At 66.7% G+C, this 16,802-nt stretch carries 15 protein-coding genes; 6 read left to right on the top strand and 9 right to left on the bottom strand.

Annotated features, from left to right (window positions below):
* Position 1: 1 nt before the first annotated feature.
* From idi to OG300_RS18430, 4 genes are read right to left on the bottom strand one after another with little or no spacing between them, the layout of a single operon-like run.
* Positions 2 to 568, bottom strand: a complete 567-nt coding sequence (idi, locus tag OG300_RS18445) for an isopentenyl-diphosphate Delta-isomerase (RefSeq protein ID WP_405497567.1) — start codon at positions 566 to 568, stop codon at positions 2 to 4.
* Positions 565 to 1,437 (bottom strand): geranyl diphosphate 2-C-methyltransferase, encoded by an 873-nt coding sequence (locus OG300_RS18440; protein ID WP_405497565.1) that lies wholly within the window; start codon positions 1,435 to 1,437, stop codon positions 565 to 567. Before OG300_RS18440 ends, idi begins: the two co-directional genes overlap by 4 nt.
* Before the next feature lie 49 nt (positions 1,438 to 1,486).
* Positions 1,487 to 2,020, bottom strand: coding sequence for a hypothetical protein (locus OG300_RS18435; RefSeq protein WP_405497563.1), 534 nt, complete (start codon positions 2,018 to 2,020; stop codon positions 1,487 to 1,489).
* A 14-nt stretch (positions 2,021 to 2,034) separates the two neighbouring features.
* Positions 2,035 to 3,441: a family 2B encapsulin nanocompartment shell protein gene (locus tag OG300_RS18430; protein WP_405497561.1), complete on the bottom strand. Its 1,407-nt coding sequence runs from the start codon at positions 3,439 to 3,441 to the stop codon at positions 2,035 to 2,037.
* 331 nt (positions 3,442 to 3,772) lie between these two features.
* Between OG300_RS18430 and OG300_RS18425 the strand changes: the two genes are divergently transcribed.
* On the top strand, positions 3,773 to 6,739 hold the full coding sequence (locus tag OG300_RS18425) for an AMP-binding protein (RefSeq protein ID WP_405497559.1): 2,967 nt from the start codon (positions 3,773 to 3,775) through the stop codon (positions 6,737 to 6,739).
* An 80-nt stretch (positions 6,740 to 6,819) separates the two neighbouring features.
* Here OG300_RS18425 and OG300_RS18420 read toward each other — a convergent pair whose 3' ends face one another.
* Together OG300_RS18420 and OG300_RS18415 are read right to left on the bottom strand one after the other, a co-directional pair.
* Positions 6,820 to 8,289, bottom strand: a complete 1,470-nt coding sequence (locus OG300_RS18420) for a hypothetical protein (protein WP_405497557.1) — start codon at positions 8,287 to 8,289, stop codon at positions 6,820 to 6,822.
* Positions 8,273 to 9,265, bottom strand: coding sequence for a hypothetical protein (locus tag OG300_RS18415; RefSeq protein ID WP_405497555.1), 993 nt, complete (start codon positions 9,263 to 9,265; stop codon positions 8,273 to 8,275). The genes OG300_RS18420 and OG300_RS18415 overlap by 17 nt, the downstream gene beginning before the upstream one ends.
* Before the next feature lie 423 nt (positions 9,266 to 9,688).
* On the opposite strand from OG300_RS18415, the gene OG300_RS18410 reads away from it, so the two are divergent.
* The 5 genes from OG300_RS18410 (at position 9,689) to OG300_RS18390 (ending at position 15,077) form a co-directional block, all read left to right on the top strand.
* The gene (locus OG300_RS18410; protein ID WP_405497553.1) at positions 9,689 to 12,469 is read left to right on the top strand and encodes an AAA family ATPase; all 2,781 of its coding nucleotides are present in this window, start codon (positions 9,689 to 9,691) and stop codon (positions 12,467 to 12,469) included.
* A gap of 98 nt (positions 12,470 to 12,567) precedes the next feature.
* Positions 12,568 to 12,999, top strand: a complete 432-nt coding sequence (locus tag OG300_RS18405; protein WP_405497551.1) for a nuclear transport factor 2 family protein — start codon at positions 12,568 to 12,570, stop codon at positions 12,997 to 12,999.
* 61 nt (positions 13,000 to 13,060) lie between these two features.
* Positions 13,061 to 13,876: an alpha/beta fold hydrolase gene (locus tag OG300_RS18400; RefSeq protein WP_405497549.1), complete on the top strand. Its 816-nt coding sequence runs from the start codon at positions 13,061 to 13,063 to the stop codon at positions 13,874 to 13,876.
* Positions 13,877 to 13,910: 34 nt separating this feature from the next.
* Positions 13,911 to 14,687, top strand: a complete 777-nt coding sequence (locus OG300_RS18395; protein WP_405498587.1) for an SDR family NAD(P)-dependent oxidoreductase — start codon at positions 13,911 to 13,913, stop codon at positions 14,685 to 14,687.
* 27 nt (positions 14,688 to 14,714) lie between these two features.
* The gene (locus OG300_RS18390) at positions 14,715 to 15,077 is read left to right on the top strand and encodes a DUF1622 domain-containing protein (RefSeq protein WP_405497547.1); all 363 of its coding nucleotides are present in this window, start codon (positions 14,715 to 14,717) and stop codon (positions 15,075 to 15,077) included.
* 113 nt (positions 15,078 to 15,190) lie between these two features.
* Here OG300_RS18390 and OG300_RS18385 read toward each other — a convergent pair whose 3' ends face one another.
* The 3 genes from OG300_RS18385 to OG300_RS18375 all read right to left on the bottom strand — a co-directional run bounded on the left by OG300_RS18385 (position 15,191) and on the right by OG300_RS18375 (position 16,769).
* Positions 15,191 to 15,445 (bottom strand): hexameric tyrosine-coordinated heme protein, encoded by a 255-nt coding sequence (locus OG300_RS18385; protein WP_405497545.1) that lies wholly within the window; start codon positions 15,443 to 15,445, stop codon positions 15,191 to 15,193.
* Between the two features lie 72 nt (positions 15,446 to 15,517).
* Positions 15,518 to 15,934 (bottom strand): ester cyclase, encoded by a 417-nt coding sequence (locus OG300_RS18380; protein WP_405497543.1) that lies wholly within the window; start codon positions 15,932 to 15,934, stop codon positions 15,518 to 15,520.
* 34 nt (positions 15,935 to 15,968) lie between these two features.
* The gene (locus OG300_RS18375) at positions 15,969 to 16,769 is read right to left on the bottom strand and encodes an alpha/beta hydrolase (RefSeq protein ID WP_405497541.1); all 801 of its coding nucleotides are present in this window, start codon (positions 16,767 to 16,769) and stop codon (positions 15,969 to 15,971) included.
* Positions 16,770 to 16,802 lie beyond the last annotated feature (33 nt).

Below are 16,802 nucleotides of genomic sequence, written 5' to 3'. Positions count from 1 at the left end.
GCTATCCGGACCGGGTGATGGTCTCGAGCACGCCGCCCAGCCACGGCGTGTACCGCGCCGGTGCGGCCGAGACGCTTTCGGCGAGGAGGTCGGGCCGGACCCAGATGATATCGGCCACTTCGGCCGGATCCGGTTGCAGCACGGTGTCTTCCAGGATTCCGGTGAGCACGTGGTCGAATTCGAATTCGACCCGGCCGGTCCCGGCGTCGGTGGCCTGATAGGTGAAGGTGCCGACCTCGGTCAGCGCAGCCGTGACGCCCAGCTCCTCGTGCAGCCGGATGGTGGCGGCCGTGATCACCGACTGCCCGGGTGCGGGATGCCCGCAGCAGGTGTTGGTCCACAGCAGCGGGAAGCGGGTCTTCACACCCGCCCGCTGCTGCAGCAGCACCCGCCCCGACGCATCGAACAGCAGCACCGAGAACGCCCGGTGCAACCGTCCCGGCGCGGTGTGCGCCGCCGCCACCGTCAGCGCACCGGCCGCCAGCCCCTGCTCGTCGACGAGCTCGACGAGCAGGGCTTCACGGTCGGTCGCCGAGGCGGTGTCGGATGCGTCGAGGGTGCCGGTCACCTGCCCACCTTATCCGCGGTGATCATCAGGTACTGGAAGCTGCCCTCCCGGTAGGAGGTCAGGAAGGGCTTCTCCACACCCGTCGCCAGCTCGGAGTGGGTACGCAGATCCCAGTACGGAATGGTGGCCGCGGTGAGGTCGGTCACCGCGATCGGCACCAGGTTGTTGGCGGCCAGGGCCTTGAAGTACTGGCTGCGCGGATGGATATTGCAGCCGTAGTGGGCGTCGATCCAGCTCACCGACGCCGAACGGGCCCCGAAGACGTCGTTGGAGCAGCCGGTGATGCAGACGTAGCGGCCGCCGGGCTCGAGCAGCCGCGAGAACTCCGCGAACAGTTCGAAAAGGTCCACGTACATGGTGGTTTCATTGGTCCAGATGCCGCGCTTGGACCCGGTCTCGAAGCCGGTGTCGAGCATGTTCTTGAAATGGAACTGCACCTTGTCGGAGACGCCGCGCTCGCGGGCCTGCTCGTTGGCGAAGCCGACCTGGTACTCGGAGATGGTGACGCCGTCCATCCGGCAGCCGAAGCGCTGGTTGGCCATGAAGCTGGTGCCGCCGCGCCCGGAGCCGCCGTCCATCAGCTGATCGCCCGGGCGGACGTCGCCGAGCTGATCGAGCAGCAGGTTGGCCTGGGCGTGCTCGAGCCGGTGCAACTCCTTGACGAGCCGATCCTGGCGAGTGTCCTCCGGCCCCTCCAACACCGACAGATCGGGTTCACCGATGCCGTAGTGATGGTGGTAGATGCCGTCCACCTCACCGAGCTTGGTGTTGACTCTGTCGTCGTTGGGGTTGTTGTTCCAGTAGGACGCGACCGACTTCTGGTAGTCGGTCTTGAGCACGTCGGAAGCATCGGGGTGGAGCGCGGTCATGGCAGGTCATCCTCTCGAATGGGTGATATGACGCTGGAAGTACTGCGCGCTAGGGCGATGAGCTGTAGAGCTGGGGCAGTATCGACTGCCGCCCGGTCGTGGCGGTTCCGGGTGCCGGTGACCCGTGGACGAAGCGCCGAATCCGTTCCGGCGCAGGCGGATCCGCGGGAGCCGTGGCGGCCGGAGGTGAACCGCCGGACAACCCCGTCCGGCGGTACGCCGATCCCGATCCGATTCCGGTGGGGCCCAGGGCGATCGGGCCCCGGGCCGGTTTCTCGGTGGCCGGTGCCGGTGGCGCGGGTGGGGCTGTCGCGCCACCGGCCGGAGTCGACGGATGGGCCGCCTGCTCCGCGATCGCCGCGAGGGTCTCGAGGGTGGGGAGATTGATGCGCAGCGCCGGTGCGCCCAGCCCCGAGGGGCCGAGCAATCGCCGGGGACCCGGCGATTCGGCGGCATCGACCTCGGCCGCGGCGGGTGCGAGACCCGAATCAGCCGGTGCGATACCGGAATTCAGCAGTGCGGCGACCGCCGCCGCCACCTGGGAGGTGGCGGGCGGCGTCGCGTCGGGGGTGGGAACCGACATGTCGGGACACCCGATCAGTCGGTCTGCCGGGCGACGAGCACGTTGTCGAGAATGCCGAGCGCGTCGGGAACCAGCACGGCCGCCGAGTAGTAGCAGCTGACCAGGTAGGAGATGATCGACTGGTCGTCGATCCCCTTGAACCGGACATTCAGGCTGGGCTCGTACTCGTCCGGAATTCCGGTCTGGTGCAGGCCGATCACGCCCTGATCCTTCTCGCCGGTGCGCATGGCGAGGATGGACGTGGTCTGGGTGTCGCTGACCGGGATCTTGCCGCACGGGAAGATCGGCACGCCGCGCCAGGCCGGCACCCGGCTGCCGTCCACCTCGACCGGGTCGGGATAGATGCCGCGCTTGCTGCATTCGCGGCCGAACGCGGCAATGGCCTTGGGGTGGGCCAGGAACAGCTTGGTGCTGCGCCGCATGGACAGCAGTTCGTCCATATCGTCCGGAGTGGGCGCGCCGCCCTCGGTGTAGATGCGCTGCTTGAGATCACAGTTGTTGAGCAGACCGAAGTCCGGATTGTTGACCAGATCGTATTCGCGGCGCTCGTAGAGGGCCTCGACGGTCAGGCGCAGCTGCTGTTCGATCTGATCCATCGGATCGTTGAACAGGTCGGCGACGCGGGTGTGCACCCGCAGCACCGACTGCGCGAGGCTGAGCTCGTATTCGCGTGGCTGCGAGTCGTAGTCGACGAAGGTGCCCTCGAGGATGGGCTCCCCGTGATGGCCGGAGGAGACATTGATCTGGGCCTCGCCGTATTTGTTCTGCGGCGCGGACGGGGCCTCGGCGATCGCCGAAAGATGTTCGGCCAGGGCCGGAATGTTCTCCGAGAGCTGCTCGATGGTGGAGCGGGCGAGCGACAGGATGGTGGTGGGGGTGACGGTCTTGATGGTCACCGGCCAGATGGCGTCCGGGTCGGTGAGGGTCTGGTCGCCGAAGAAGTCGCCGCCGCCGAGCATGCCGACGCGGGTGGTCTCGCCGAAGTCGCCGGAGCCGAGCTTGGACAGCTTGCCGTGCACGATGAGCAGCACCTGATCCATCGGGTTGCCGAATTCGGCGACCACGGTGCCCGCGGGCAGATCCCGCTGTTCGAAGCGACCGGCGACGGTGGCCAGGATCTCCTCGTCGTCGAAGCCGCGCAGCTGCGGGAGCTCCTGCAGTTCCAGTGGGATGACCCGGGCGTGCGGACCGTTGATGATGTATTCGACCTCGCCGTTGCCGACGGTATGGGTGAGACGTCGGTTGACGCGGTAGACACCGCCCTTGACCTGGCTCCACGGCAGGGATCGGGTCAGCCAGCGGGAGCTGATGCCCTGCATCTGCGGTTCGGATTTGGTGGTGTGTGCCAGCTGGTGAGCGGCAGCGGTACTGAGGGTTTTCCGTTGGCCGTTTTCGGTCTGAAGGGGCATTTCGATGGTCATGCTGCGGTCCTCACCTCGAAGGGCCACCGCGATGGGTTGCGGTGGATCCACGGCGAATTAGCAGGCCTGACATGGCCTGCGGGAATTAGACAAGTGAGTGAATTGACAAGCGCGACAGTGCGTTCCAGCGATACCGATGGTAGATCCTCCGCTTCGCGCGTTGGGGGAAATGCCAAAACATGATGCCTGGAATGTTGCTGTAGGGCGTAAACCCCGAACGCCCGGTTTGGTTCGGCGCATGCCACCCGTCACAGTGCCTGCGCGATAGGCTGTGGGTATGGCAAGCTCATCGAGACGCGTCGGGGCGGATGGCGCTGGTCAGCAGCATGAAATGTCCGGGAGTGAAGCCGTGAAATTCAATACGAGGTCCGTCGTCGGTCCGATCGAGCGTTTGGTCGCGACCGCACAGAACGGACTCGAGGTGATCCGGTTCGGGGGACTGGTTCACGAGATCGAATCGTCGCCGTACGAGGTGGTCGAGCGAAAGCGGATGTACCGCCTGCGGCACTACTTTCCGGATGACGCCACACCAAACCGACCGGTCGTTGTCTTGGTGCCGCCGATCATGGTCACCGCCGAGATCTGGGACGTCAACGCGGCGGACGGCGCGGTCGGCATTCTTCACCAGGGCGGAATCGATTGCTGGGTAGTCGATTTCGGCTCGCCCGCGACCGAAGAGGGCGGCATGGACCGTGACCTCGCCGACCATGTGCTCGCGGTCAGCAGTGCCGTCGACACGGTCAACGAGATCACCGGCAATGCCGTGCACCTGATGGGTTATTCGCAGGGCGGCATGTTCGCATACCAGACCGCGGCCTACCGCTTCGGCAAGGGCGTCGAGTCCATCGTCACCTTCGGTAGCCCGGTGGATGCGGTGGCGGGCATGCCCTTCGGGCTGCCGCACGGACTGGTCTCCGACGCCGCCGACTTCCTCACCGACCACGTGCTCAACCGGCTGCCCATCACCGATTCCATGGTGCGCCTGGGCTTCCAGGCCCTGGACCCGGTCAAGACCGTCCGCTCGCGCCTGGACTTCCTGCGCCAGCTGCACAATCGCGAGGCGCTGCTGCCCAAGGAACGCCAGCGGCGCTTCCTCGAGGCCGACGGCTGGCTCGGCTACCCGGGCCCCGCGCTCACCGACCTGCTGCAGCAGTTCGTCATGCACAATCGAATGATGCTGGGTGGCTTCGTCATCCGCGACCAGCTCATCTCGCTGGCGGAGATCAAGGCTCCGATCCTGGCGTTCGTCGGCGAGGTCGACGATATCGGCCAGCCCGCCGCGGTGCGTGGGATCGTGCGCGCCGCCGCCAATGCCGAGGTGTACGAAACCAGCATTGTGGCCGGACATTTCGGACTGGTCTCCGGTTCCACCGCCACCCGCTACACCTGGCCCGTGGTCCGCGACTGGGTGCTGCACCTCAGCGCCGGCGGCGAGATGCCCGAGCAGGTTCAGCGGATGAGCACCGAGGTGACGCGCCGCAACCCCGGCACCGGGCTGACCCGCGCCGTGCACGCTCTCGGCAGCCTCGCCGAGGCGGGCACCAGCCTGGGCAAGACCATCGAGGGCGTGGCCGGGCAGACCCTGCGCGGCACCGTCGAACTCACCGGCGAGGCCGCCCGCGCGCTGCCCCGCCTCACCCGGCTGGGCATGATCCAGCCGCACACCCGGATCTCGCTGGGCCGCCTGCTCACCGAGCAGGCCCGCCGCGCCCCGCAGCGCGACCTGTTCCTCTTCGACGACCGCGTGCACACCCAGGAGGCGGTCAACCAGCGCATCGACAATGTGGTGCGCGGTCTGATCTCGCTCGGCGTGCGCCCGGCCACCCGGGTCGGCGTGGTGATGGAGACCCGGCCCAGCGCGCTGGCGGCCGTCGCGGCGCTCTCGCGGCTCGGCGCGGTCGCGGTGCTGCTGGCGCCCGGCAGCGAATTGTCCACGAAGGTCGAATTGACCGGTGCGAAGCTGCTGATCGCGGATCCGGAGAACCTGGCCAGTGCGGCCGCCACCGGGCATCGGGTGCTGGTGCTGGGCGGTGGCGACGCGCGCGGTCTGGACGTGCCCGCGGGTGCGGACGTCGTGGACATGGAGCAGATCGATCCGGCCGCGATCGACCTGCCCGCCTGGTACCGGCCGAATCCGGGTCTGGCCCGCGAGCTGGCCTACATCCTGGTCACCGGTACCGGCGACAAGTTCGACGTGAAGTACGTGACCAACCATCGCTGGGCGCTCTCGGCCTTCGGCACCGCGACGGCGGCCGACCTGGATCGGCACGACACCGTGTACTGCCTTGCGCCGCTGTACCATTCGTCCGGCTTATTGGTGAGTCTCGGCGGCGCGGTGGCCGGCGGCAGCCGCATCGCGCTGGCGCGTTCGCTGGAGCCGTCACGGTTCGCGGCGGAGGTGCACCGCTACGGCGTCACCGTGGTCACCTACACCTGGACCATGCTGCGCGACATCCTCGACGCCGACACCTTCCCGAACGGGCATCCGCATCCGATCCGCTTGTTCATCGGTTCCGGTATGCCCGCGGGCCTGTGGCGGCGCACCCAGGAGCGTTTCGCGCCCGCCAGCGTGCTCGAGTTCTACGCCTCCATCGAGGGAGATGTGGTGCTGGCCAACGTGTCCGGCGCGAAGGTCGGCTCCAAGGGCCGCCCCGTGCCCGGCACCGCCAAGGTCGAACTCATCGCCTACGACCCGAGCACCGACGAAATCCTCACCGAGGACACGGGTTTCGCGCGCCGCTGCGCCGACAACGAGGTGGGCCTGCTCATCGGCACCGCCTCCGACACCGTCGACCTCTCGGCAGGCGGCCTGCGCGGCGTGTTCGCCCCCGGCGACTCCTGGATGCCGACGGAGAACCTCTTCCGCCGCGACTCCGACGGCGACTACTGGCTGATGGACCGCCGCGACACGGTGATCCCCACCCCCCGCGGTCCCGTCTACACCCACCCGATCGTGGACGTACTCAACGAGATCCAGGCCGTCGACATGGAGGTGGCCTTCGCCGTCCCCGTCGGCGACCGGGTACTGGCGGTCGCCGCCGTCAGCGTCCGCGCGGGCTTCAAACTCGCCCCGAAGGACGTCACCGAAGCAGTCCGCGCCCTGTCCGCCGACCAGCGCCCCGACATCGTCTACGTGGTCGACGACATCCCCCGCAGCTCCACCTTCCGCCCGTCGACCCGAGCCGTCCAGGCCGCCGGTCGCACCGAACCCGACGACCGAACCTGGTGGTACAACCGCGAATCCGAGGCCTACGAGATCCTCACCAAGGACCTCGCCGCCCAACTGTTCGCCCATTAGTCGCCTACGCCGCAGGCCCGCACCGAAAACCGGTGCGGGCCTGCGGCGTTCCCGGCGGCTCGCCTGTTCGTCGAACGTCGCTAGTCGAGGAAGTAGGCGTCGACCTTCGCAGTGGAATCGAGGATCTCGTTCGAAGCCACACCGAGTTTCATTGCCAGCTCGACTGATCCGACGAGCGCGACCCGCACATCGGGCGAGAAGGCTCGTTCGAGTAGTCCGAGATAGTCGGACATGCTGTGGTCCAGCGCATCCAGTATCGCCTCGTACTCGGTGGCGAGTTGCCCGTCGAGGGTGCGCTGCTCGTCGAGGTAGCGCTTGATCAGCGCCGCTTCGCGTTTCGTCAACGACGATGCGACGGCCTTGTACATCACCGTGCCGATCGTGGTGCCGATGACGGCGCCGAGAATGGGAACGGGGATGGTCGCCTGGCCGACGAAAGCGGACAGTGCGCGTACCGCGGCCTCCAATGCGATGAGCTCGGAGGTTTCGATGAACTCGAGTTCGTCGATTTCGTTGCGGCGGAGCTTGTTCGCTTGCTCGGCGATGCTGAAGGAGGTGGTGACGATCGAGCTGGCGACGGCTGCGGAGGTCGCGGTGAAATTCGTGAGTGCGTAGATGCTCAGTCCTCGGACGCCGCCCTTACTGAAACCCGAGCCGGTCTCGCCTGCGATGTCGATCCAGTCACGCCCACTGAACTCATTGAGCCGCTTGCCTTCTCGACGCTTGGCGACCACGGCCAAGACGAACGTGGTCCCGCCCTCGGTCGCGGCGGCCGTGAGCGCGACCGCGCCTCCTTCTCGCAGCGTCGGTCGGCTGCGCTGGTAGGCGTCGTCGCGCAGGGACCGGTCCGTCGCACGGAGCGAGTCCCTTTCGGCCGCCATGGTCGAGGTGTAGACATCGCGCTGCACCTCGCTGTACTCGAGTGTCGAGGGTTCGAGCGATTCGAACCCGACCGATCCGCCCTGGAAGAACACTCGGACCCGATGCCAGTCTCGGAGGGAAGGCCCGTCGCCGCTGCGTGACAGCAGTTCGCCCGCTTCCTCGGGCGACAAGGCATGTAGCCGCTGGATCACCTCGAAGTGATCACGGGGGATCTGGTACTTCCCACCGTTGCGCACGTATTCGGGATATTTCTGGAGGTGCTCGGCGATCGCGCCCAGCGAGTAGCGGCCTCCCGCCGCAACGAATTTCTGCTGGATCTCGACACTTCCGCGCATCAGGTCGACGGGTCCGTTGTCGTTGACCCACTGGTAGACGGCCTCGTGGCCGAGGACCTGCTGTCGTGCGTTGCCGATCCCGACCTCGGCGATCTCGGCGATGAAGCCGTGCATGCCGTGCTGTCCGCCGCGGTTGGCGGCGACCACCTCGAGGTCGATCTTCCTGACGGCTTCATCGACACTGGCGAGCGCATCCCTGAGGTGCTCGTCCCGCTGGCCGAGCGCGCTCAGCAGGTTGTCCACGCGGAGCTGGTTGAGGTAGCTCACCCAGGAAGCGACGGCCTGCTCCTGGGCGTTCGTGACGAACTCGGCAGCGTCACTCACTCTCGGCATCCTGTTCGATGCGCATGCTCAGCATGGTCGCGCACGACTTCGTGTTGTTCACCAGCGCAGCGAGTGTCGACCGCCCGGCAGGGGCGAGCGTTTGGAAATCGGCGCGGAAGTACACCAGCGCTTCGCCGTAACTCTTCACCAGCCCTTCGCGGAGCAGGGTCGTCCGCTGAAGGAGATCGTCGATCTGAGCATCCATGCCTTCGACTAGGGTGGTGTTGCGCTTTATCGCAGTCAGCGCTTCGTGCTTCGCCTCTCGGCTCTCGAACTTCTTCTTCGCGAACAGCGCGATCGACGCGAGCAGCGTTGCGCCGGCGATGGTCCAGCCGATCGGGCCGGCCAGCGCGAGCAGTGTGGTGCCTGCCGCGGTGCCGCCGCCACCGGCGGCCAGCGCGCCGCCGCCGAGCCACGCCAGTGCCGCCTGGGTGGCTGCCGCCCCGGAAAGGGTCGAGATCGCGGTGCCGGTCGAAGCCGTCCCGAAGGTCGTGGCGACCCACATCGCCGCCGACGGCGCCAGACCCGCCAGCGCGGTGCCCGCCGCGAACCCGGCGCCGGCACCCGCAGCCGACAACCGCGCCGCTTCCAGCTCTTTCTGAGCGAAATCCTCCGCGTGCAGGAACCGCTTCCGATGTACCTCGATCTCGTCGAAGTCGGTGTCGAATGATTTCGGGGTGTTGGCGATGCTGTTCACCAGCTGCTCGACCAGCTCGATCAGGTCTGTCGAACGTTCGCGCTGACGCAACAGAGACAGGCCCCGGTCGGCCATCGCCGTGAAGACGCCGTTGTACTCCGCCACGGCCACTTCGTAGGGGTCCGGCCCTTTCGCCGTCAGCTTCTCGACCCGTTCTCTGGCAACGTCTTTGGCGCTGCCGACCTGCCCGGCGAACTGAGATGAAGCGCTTCGCGCAGCCTTGCCGATACTGCCGACGGTCCTGCCGATGCCCTCCCTCGCATTGCCTACGTCGAGCCGTTCCACCATCGCACCCCTCCAAGATCGTTGTGACTCAACAACCTAACGGAGAACATCGGACATATGCGACAAATTGGACAGGATGTACGGATCTGATCCGCCCAGGGAGTGGCCCCGGGGCGACTCACCGAATCCTGACGACAGCCCCGGCCGCGCGAAGCGGGCGTGCAAGGGACTCCATCTCCACCAGAGTCCCTCGAAGGCCAACGCGCAGAAGGTCATCGGCCATTGCCCGATGATGTTGCGTTTGCGTGGGCGACATTCTTCGCGGAGCAAGTCCGCAGCGTGCGGGACGTCAACGCTCCTGGGACGTTCGACTCGATCATTCCGACTGGGCTATGTCGTCTGGTTCGTGGTTCGGTGGGGTGATGCGCACGTGGACCTCGAAGCGGTCGATCTTCACGATTGGATTTGCGCGCATAGGATCCGCGAGTGAGTTCGTTGTTCGAAAATCTTCTCGGCCGCGATAGCGAGAAACACGCTCTGACCGCATTTCTGGCCGGTGTGGGCGATCGTGGAGGTGCCACGTCCCTGGTCGGGGATGCCGGGATCGGCAAATCGACGTTGCTGCATGCTGCGGCACAGCATGCCGAGGACCTCGGGTTCGCGGTTATCGATACCGCAGGCGTCGCATCGGAGCGAACACTGCCGCTGGCTGGCCTGCATCAACTTCTGATGCCTGTGCTGGGCAAGCTCGATACGTTGGCACCGGCGCAGCGCCGTGTGCTGCTGACCGCATTCGGTATGCACGACGGGCCGCCGCCGGAGCTGTTCCTCATCGCGCTGGCGGCGCTGAACCTGTTGTCGGAGGCCGCGTCGGAGCGTCCACTGCTGTTGGTGGTCGATGATGTCCAATGGTTGGACGAGCCGAGTGAGACCGTCCTGACGTTCGTCGCGCGCCGAGTCGGTCGAGATCCGATCGCGGTGCTGGGCGCGTTCCGTCCCGGTCACGACGGCCCGTTCGCGACGGCCGGGTTTCCCGAGCTGATCGTGCGTGGGTTGGGCGAGGATGCCGCTCGCCAGGTGCTCGCGGCGAATGCGGCTGATCTGGGCTCCACTGCCCAGGAGGAGATCCTGCGGACCTCGCTCGGTAACCCGCTCGCCCTGGTCGAATTGCCCGCGGCATGGCGGGCGGCCGGTGCGCCCGCCACTCGCGGCGGTGCCCAGATTCCTGCTCTGACAGCGCGACTCGAACGGACCTTCGCCGGTCGCCTACCGGTACTGCCGCAGCTGACCCGCGATCTGCTCTTGATCGCCGCTCTCGCCACACGTGATGAATTGCCCGAGATTCTGGCTGCGGCCTCAACACTCGCGGGTGTGAGCGCGACCGTCGAGGACCTCGAGCCTGCTGTTCGGGCCCGGCTGGTTCAGCTCGACCCGGTCCGAATCTCCTTCTGCCACCCGCTGATTCGTTCGGCGGTCGAGTTGTCCGAGTCGCTGGGGCGCAGGCTTGCCGCGCACGGCGCGCTGGCCGGCGCGGTCGGTGCGGATGCCTACCGCAGGACCTGGCATCGTGCGCACTCGATCGTCGGCACCGACGACGGAGTAGCCGACGAGTTGGATGCCGGGCACACGGTGGCGCTGAGTCGCGGTTCGGTGATCTCAGCGATCTGGGCGTTGGAACGATCCGCTGAGCTCACGGTCGACTCCGCGAGACGTGGGCGTCGGCGGCTGCTCGCCGCCGAGCACGCGTTCGGTCTCGGCCGTCCCGAGATCATCGGACGGCTCATCACCGCTGTCGCGCACGACGAACCATCCGCGATGGAAGCGGCCCGGGTCGAGCTGCTGCGCGAGACTCTCAACGAAGTGCCACCGGGTGACACGGCACGGGTGTTGCGGCTGTGCGAGAGCGCCCGCGACGCCCACCGCGCCGGGGACACCAGTTTGGCCCTGGATCTGTTGAACGTCGCTGCCCTGCGCTGCTGGTGGGCCGATACCGGAGCGCAATCGCGCGCCGAGGTGGCCCGCGCTCTGGACGAGCTCGACGAAGCAGTCGCAGATCCACGGCATCTGGCTGCTCTGGCATGCGCTGAACCGATTCTTCGCGGAGCCGAAGTGTGTGGACGCCTGGCGCGCTTGGAACCTGAATCGATCGATGATCCGGCAGCATTGCGCTTGATCGGTACCGCCGCACACGCGGTAGGCGACCAGGTCCGCGCAGCGGCATATCTCGACCGGGCCGAGAACCTGCTGCGTGAGCGCGGCCAGATGGGTTTGCTCCCACTGGTATTGGGCGTGCAATGTGCGGTCCGCCTCGACCTGGGCGACTGGGCTCGGATCGACGCCGCGCTCGCGGAGGGCCGCCGTATCGCCGCCGAGACGGACCAGCCCTTCTGGGGAGACGGTCAGATCATCAACGAGGCGCGTCTGGTCGGGCTGCGCGGCGATCTGGACCGCGCCTTCGATCTCGCGGACCAGTCCTTCGCACATCCGATCTTCAGCGCCTCCAATGTGGTGCTCGCGTGTGCGCAGCTGGCCCGCGGCTATGCCCTGCTGAGCGCGGGCCGTCATAGCGAGGCGTTCGATGCGTTCGTGATCGCGTTCGACCCCGCCTCCTCGAGTTTCCATCCGCGCGAACGCATCGCCGCGGTCATGTTCGTCGCCGAGACCGCCCGCCACGCAGGCCGTTTCGCCGAGGGCCGCGAGATTATCGAACAGTTGGAGCAGGTCGCACAGCTCACCCCCGCGCCGATGCTGCGCCTGCATCTGCAGTACGCGCGCGCGGTCCTGGCTGAGGACTTCGAAGCCGAGAGTCGGTTCCAGACAGCGTTGGCCGCACCCGAACTCATGCGGTGGCCGTGGGTACGCGCCCGCACCGAACTGGCCTTCGGCACCTGGCTGCGCCGACAGCGCAGGAGCAGCGAGTCCCGGGCCTATCTGCGTTCGGCGGCAATCGTTTTCGACGCGATCGGCGCGGGCGCCTGGTCCCGGCTGGCCGCCGCCGAACTCCGTGCGGCGGGCGAACGGCCCCGTATCGCGCCCCGGGACAGTCCGCTCGCAGTGCTCTCACCCCAGGAACTTCAGATCGCCACACTCGCCGCGCGGGGACTGTCCAACCGCGAGATCGGTGAACAGCTGTTCTTGTCCCATCGCACCGTCGGCTCGCACCTGTATCGGACGTTCCCCAAACTCGGCATCACCACCCGCGCACAGCTGTCGGACCGCCTCAACACCACCCCGCCCGCATCCGGGACGGCATCCTCACCCGAGTAGCGACCGGCAGATGGACCAGAGCATGGCCGCCTGAATACCGACGAGCGCAGTCGATCGACCGAAGCGATACGGGTGACTGATTCGGCAGCGTTGCAGCCATGAATACCGAATCAGTAATCGATGTTGTGCAGCGCGTCTACGCGGCCCTGGCTGCCGGTGACGTGCAGGCACTGGCCGAGCTCACCGACCCCGATGTCGAGATCTTCCAGAGCGAGCTGCTGCCGTACGGGGGCTATCACCGTGGCCTGTCCGGGTTGCAGACCTTCCTCGAAGGTGTGCGAACCGCCCTGGACAGTCAGATCGAAGTCGGCCAGCTGTTCGTCGCCGGTGACCGAGTCGTACAGATCGGCCGCAGCCACGGAACCGCACGGGCGACGGGAGTCGCCTTCGATGTGCCCGAGGTCCAGGTCTGGAAGGTCTACGACGGCCGAATCCTCGGACTGACCGTGTATCTGGACGATTCGGCGCTGCTGGCGGCATTGACCGCCGAGCCCGCCGCAGCAGTCGTTCGAGCGAAGCCGCAGTCATGAACCGCGCCTTCGCCTTTCCCGCGCTCGGCACCGAATTCGAACAACCCACCAGGAGCATCCGATGAACACGAACCACAGCTGGCACCGTCCGCTTCTGGCTGCGGCGATGGCCGCCGCGATCGCGCTGGCACCGGCAACCGCTGCCGCCGACTCACCGCCACAAGCCCCGACGATCGTGTTCGTTCACGGCGCGTTCGCGGACTCGAGCGGTTGGGATGCGACCATCGCCGACCTGCGCGGTCGCGGGTATTCGGCACTGTCGCTGGACAATCCGCTGCGGGGTGTGGCCTACGATGCGGCGGCGATACGTGCTGCGCTGCAATCGATTCCGGGCCCGATCGTGCTGGTCGGGCATTCCTATGGCGGGGCGGTGATCACCAACGCCGCCCGGGATCTGCCCAATGTGCGGTCGCTGGTGTATGTGGGGGCATTCGTGCCTGACGCCGGGGAGAACATCACCACGGTGGTGGATCCGATTCGCTACCCTGGTGCGCTCTTGGGACCGGCGACCCTCGATATCCGGCCGCGCTCGAGCCTGATCGACGCCGATGTCTACATCAAAGCCCAGGACTTCCCTGCGGTCTTCGCGGCCGACGTAGCACCCACCGTCGCCGCACGAATGGCCGCGACCCAGCACCCGCTGGCGTTGATCGCTCAGCTCGAACCGTCGGGCCCACCGGCGTGGCGGACGCTGCCGTCGTGGGATCTGATCACCCTGGACGACAAGGCGATTCCGCCGTCCGGGCAGGAGTTCATGGCCGCGCGGGCGGGCGCGCACATCGAGCGGGTGCACTCCTCGCACGCGGTCATGGTCTCGCACCCCGAGGCCGTCACCGCGATCGTGCTCGACGCGGTCGCCGCACTCGATCAGCAGTGATCGCATCGAAATCCGTTCAATCTCGGGAGCAATGATGGAATCAGAGCTGGCCGGCCGAACGGCCGTGGTGACCGGCGCGAGCCGGGGAATCGGTCTGGCGATCGCGCGCGCGCTCACCGATGCGGGCGCGTTCGTGATCGCCGGCGCGCGGGCGCCGAGTTTCGCGCTCGATGTGCTGGTCGATCAGGGACGGGCGCGGTTCGTGGCCACGGATATGACCGATCCGATCGCGATCGCTGATCTGGTCATCGCGGCGCAGGGGCGAGTCGATGTGCTGGTCAACAATGTCGGTGGCGCACCGGCCCGCACCCAGGGGTTCTTGGCGATCACCGACGAGGACTGGCGTATGAGTTGGGAGCTGAACCTGCTCGCGGCGGTGCGGGCCACCCGTCAGGTGCTGCCGTTGATGATCGAGGCCGGTGGCGGCAGCGTCATCAATATCAGCTCGGTCAACGCGAGCCTGCCCGAACCGTTGGTCGTGGACTACAGCGCCGCCAAGGCGGGGCTCTCCGCCTTCACCAAGGCGCTGTCCAAAGAGTTCGCCGCGCACGGGATTCGGGCCAATACCATCAGCCCCGGGCCGGTCTCGACCGATCTGTGGCTGGCCGAGGACGGAGTCGCGGCCACCGTGAGCCGCAGCGCGGGAATCACTGCCGAACAGGTCACCGCGACCGCGACCGCCGCCATGGTCACCGGCCGTTTCTCCACACCGGAGGAGATCGCGCAACTCGCGCTGATGCTGGCGCGCGATCGCGGCAACATCACCGGTGCCGACTTCCGCATCGACGGCGGCTACGTCCCCACATGGTGAATGCCGCTGGGACGGAAAGGAAATGCGATGAGTTTCGCGGTGATCGTCGAAGGTGCGGGCCGAGCGATCGACGCGCTCGGTGTCGGGGTGATCGTTGCCGGGACGGCGGCCACGTTGCTCGCGGCAGTGCCCCGGCTCTATAGCAAAATCCCCGGGACCTACCGCTGGTTGCGGGTGCGGCTGGGATCGACGATTCTGCTCGGGCTCGAATTGCTGGTCGGCGCCGACATCATCCGCACGGTCGCCGCGACACCCACCCTCGGGAGTGTCGCGGTACTCGCCGCGATCGTGGGAATCCGCACCGTGCTGAGCTTTTCCCTCGACCGGGAGCTCGACAGTGTGCGCACGTCTGCGCGAGGAGCCGAACTCGCGCGCGATAGCGGCGAATAGCCCTGCGGCTCAACGGCCTGCACGAAAAGGCCCGGGGTCAGATCGTTCGATCTGGCCCCGGGCCTTTGTCATTGCCGAAGTGCAGGAAGGCTTCTCAGCGCGCCGATGGAATGTCAGTCACGCCAGTAGTTGTTGGCGGCGGCGATGGTCTGGAACTCCACGGCCACCACATGTCCGGCGGCGATGAGGCTGTCGGGATTGACCGAATAGATCGGGCGGCCTTCCTCGAGCTTGTCGAGATCGGGCTGGATGTTGTGGATGGTGTGTCGCGCCAGGGCCAGGGCCAGCGCCCGGCCTTCTTCGGGGGTCGCGGTGATGAGAGTGGCACCGGGGACCAGGACGAGTTCGGAAGCGGGCAGGGCGGTCATGATGACTCCTTCGATGGTGCAGGGGCTGATTGGGGTGGAGCGGTGGATACGGTTGTCACCCGATGAGGCATTTCACGCGGCGTAGACGTCTGACGGCAGGTAGCCGATCTGGGTGAGTAGACCGAATTGGTCTTGCAGAGTGCGGATTTCGGCAACCTTGCCGTTCTCGAAACGCCACAGGGCGATATCGGAGATCTCCACGGGTTTGCCGGTGGCCTGCACGCCTCCGTAGGTGCCGGTGTGGGTGCCGCGCCAGAGAAGATGAATGGCCACGAGGTCCGCGTGGGCGTGCAGTAGGAGAATTTCGGTGCTCAGGTCAGGAAAACCGTTGCGGCGATCGAGAATCCGCTTCTTGGGCCCGTCGACCCCGACCCGTACGCCGTTGGTTATCAGATCCGGGCTGAAGTACTCCTGGGCGAGTTCGACGTTGGTCAGCCACCCTTCGGTGAACCAGCGGCGAGCGATCGCGAGTTGTTGATGTTCGGTCATTGCTCCGCAGTCCTCAGCGCGCGAACGGTATTCATCACAGGCCCTGGGCCGCGAGCCAGGACAAGGCGGCGTCGGCGACCTCGACCCAGCCGCTGTCGATGGTCAACGAGTGACCACGATCGGGAAAGGTGAGTATGTCGGTCGGAGCCTGGCTGTGGCGGTACTGCTTCAACGTGGCAGTTGTGATGACCTCGGGGACAGTGTGGTCCTGACCGCCAGCGATCAATAGCAGCGGCGCGTCCGCGTCTCGATCGGTGTTCACCGCAGCCGGTGAGTGCGGCAGGAAGTTCGCCGTCGCCGCCTCGAACAGCGGTCTACCGGGTGCGGGGACCACCCATCGGCGGTACAGCTCAGCGGACTCCTCTTCGCTGAGCGCGTTGCCGAACGCATAGCGGAACTGCTCCTGGCTCAGCGATACCGCACGATGTTTGTTGGCGGGGTTCCTGAACACCGGAAGGGTGGCGTGCAACGAGGAAAGAGGCAGCGGCAGAACACCTTTGATCTGGGCGGCGTCGATCGCGACGGCCGCTGCGGCCTTGCCTTCACCCAGGAGTTTCTGGGCGATCAGGCCACCGAAGGAATGACCGATCAGGATCGGCTTCACCGGCAACTCGGCGATGATCTTGCTGTAGTGATTGTCCACGTCCTCGATCCCGTGATCGGCGATCGATTCGGGGTTCGCCCGCGCGGCAGCGATGTCCGCGGGCATTCCGGGCCAGCCTGGGGCGATGCCCGAGTATCCGCCTTCGGCGAACTTCGCGACCCACGGCTGCCACGAATCGGGGTGCAGCCACAGGCCATGGATGAATATGACGGGGAGTTTCGAAGTAGTCATCGGTGCCTTCTCTCATCGGGTGTCAGGGCTGGT

Source organism: Nocardia sp. NBC_00511 (genome assembly GCF_045161165.1).
In the GTDB taxonomy this organism is placed as follows: domain Bacteria; phylum Actinomycetota; class Actinomycetes; order Mycobacteriales; family Mycobacteriaceae; genus Nocardia.
The sequence above is the reverse complement of the archived record's forward strand: the minus strand, read 5'-3'. Positions and strand labels throughout refer to the sequence as shown.

Excerpts from the sequence above, each read along its gene's own strand:
- OG300_RS18405 (WP_405497551.1), top strand. The coding sequence starts at position 12,568 with ATGAATACCGAATCAGTAATCGATGTTGTGCAGCGCGTCTACGCGGCC.
- OG300_RS18435 (WP_405497563.1), bottom strand. The coding sequence starts at position 2,020 with ATGTCGGTTCCCACCCCCGACGCGACGCCGCCCGCCACCTCCCAGGTG.
- OG300_RS18400 (WP_405497549.1), top strand. The coding sequence starts at position 13,061 with ATGAACACGAACCACAGCTGGCACCGTCCGCTTCTGGCTGCGGCGATG.
- OG300_RS18415 (WP_405497555.1), bottom strand. The coding sequence starts at position 9,265 with ATGGTGGAACGGCTCGACGTAGGCAATGCGAGGGAGGGCATCGGCAGG.
- OG300_RS18390 (WP_405497547.1), top strand. The coding sequence starts at position 14,715 with ATGAGTTTCGCGGTGATCGTCGAAGGTGCGGGCCGAGCGATCGACGCG.
- OG300_RS18440 (WP_405497565.1), bottom strand. The coding sequence starts at position 1,437 with ATGACCGCGCTCCACCCCGATGCTTCCGACGTGCTCAAGACCGACTAC.
- OG300_RS18420 (WP_405497557.1), bottom strand. The coding sequence starts at position 8,289 with ATGCCGAGAGTGAGTGACGCTGCCGAGTTCGTCACGAACGCCCAGGAG.
- OG300_RS18385 (WP_405497545.1), bottom strand. The coding sequence starts at position 15,445 with ATGACCGCCCTGCCCGCTTCCGAACTCGTCCTGGTCCCCGGTGCCACT.
- OG300_RS18395 (WP_405498587.1), top strand. The coding sequence starts at position 13,911 with ATGGAATCAGAGCTGGCCGGCCGAACGGCCGTGGTGACCGGCGCGAGC.
- OG300_RS18375 (WP_405497541.1), bottom strand. The coding sequence starts at position 16,769 with ATGACTACTTCGAAACTCCCCGTCATATTCATCCATGGCCTGTGGCTG.
- OG300_RS18380 (WP_405497543.1), bottom strand. The coding sequence starts at position 15,934 with ATGACCGAACATCAACAACTCGCGATCGCTCGCCGCTGGTTCACCGAA.
- OG300_RS18425 (WP_405497559.1), top strand. The coding sequence starts at position 3,773 with ATGTCCGGGAGTGAAGCCGTGAAATTCAATACGAGGTCCGTCGTCGGT.
- OG300_RS18430 (WP_405497561.1), bottom strand. The coding sequence starts at position 3,441 with ATGACCATCGAAATGCCCCTTCAGACCGAAAACGGCCAACGGAAAACC.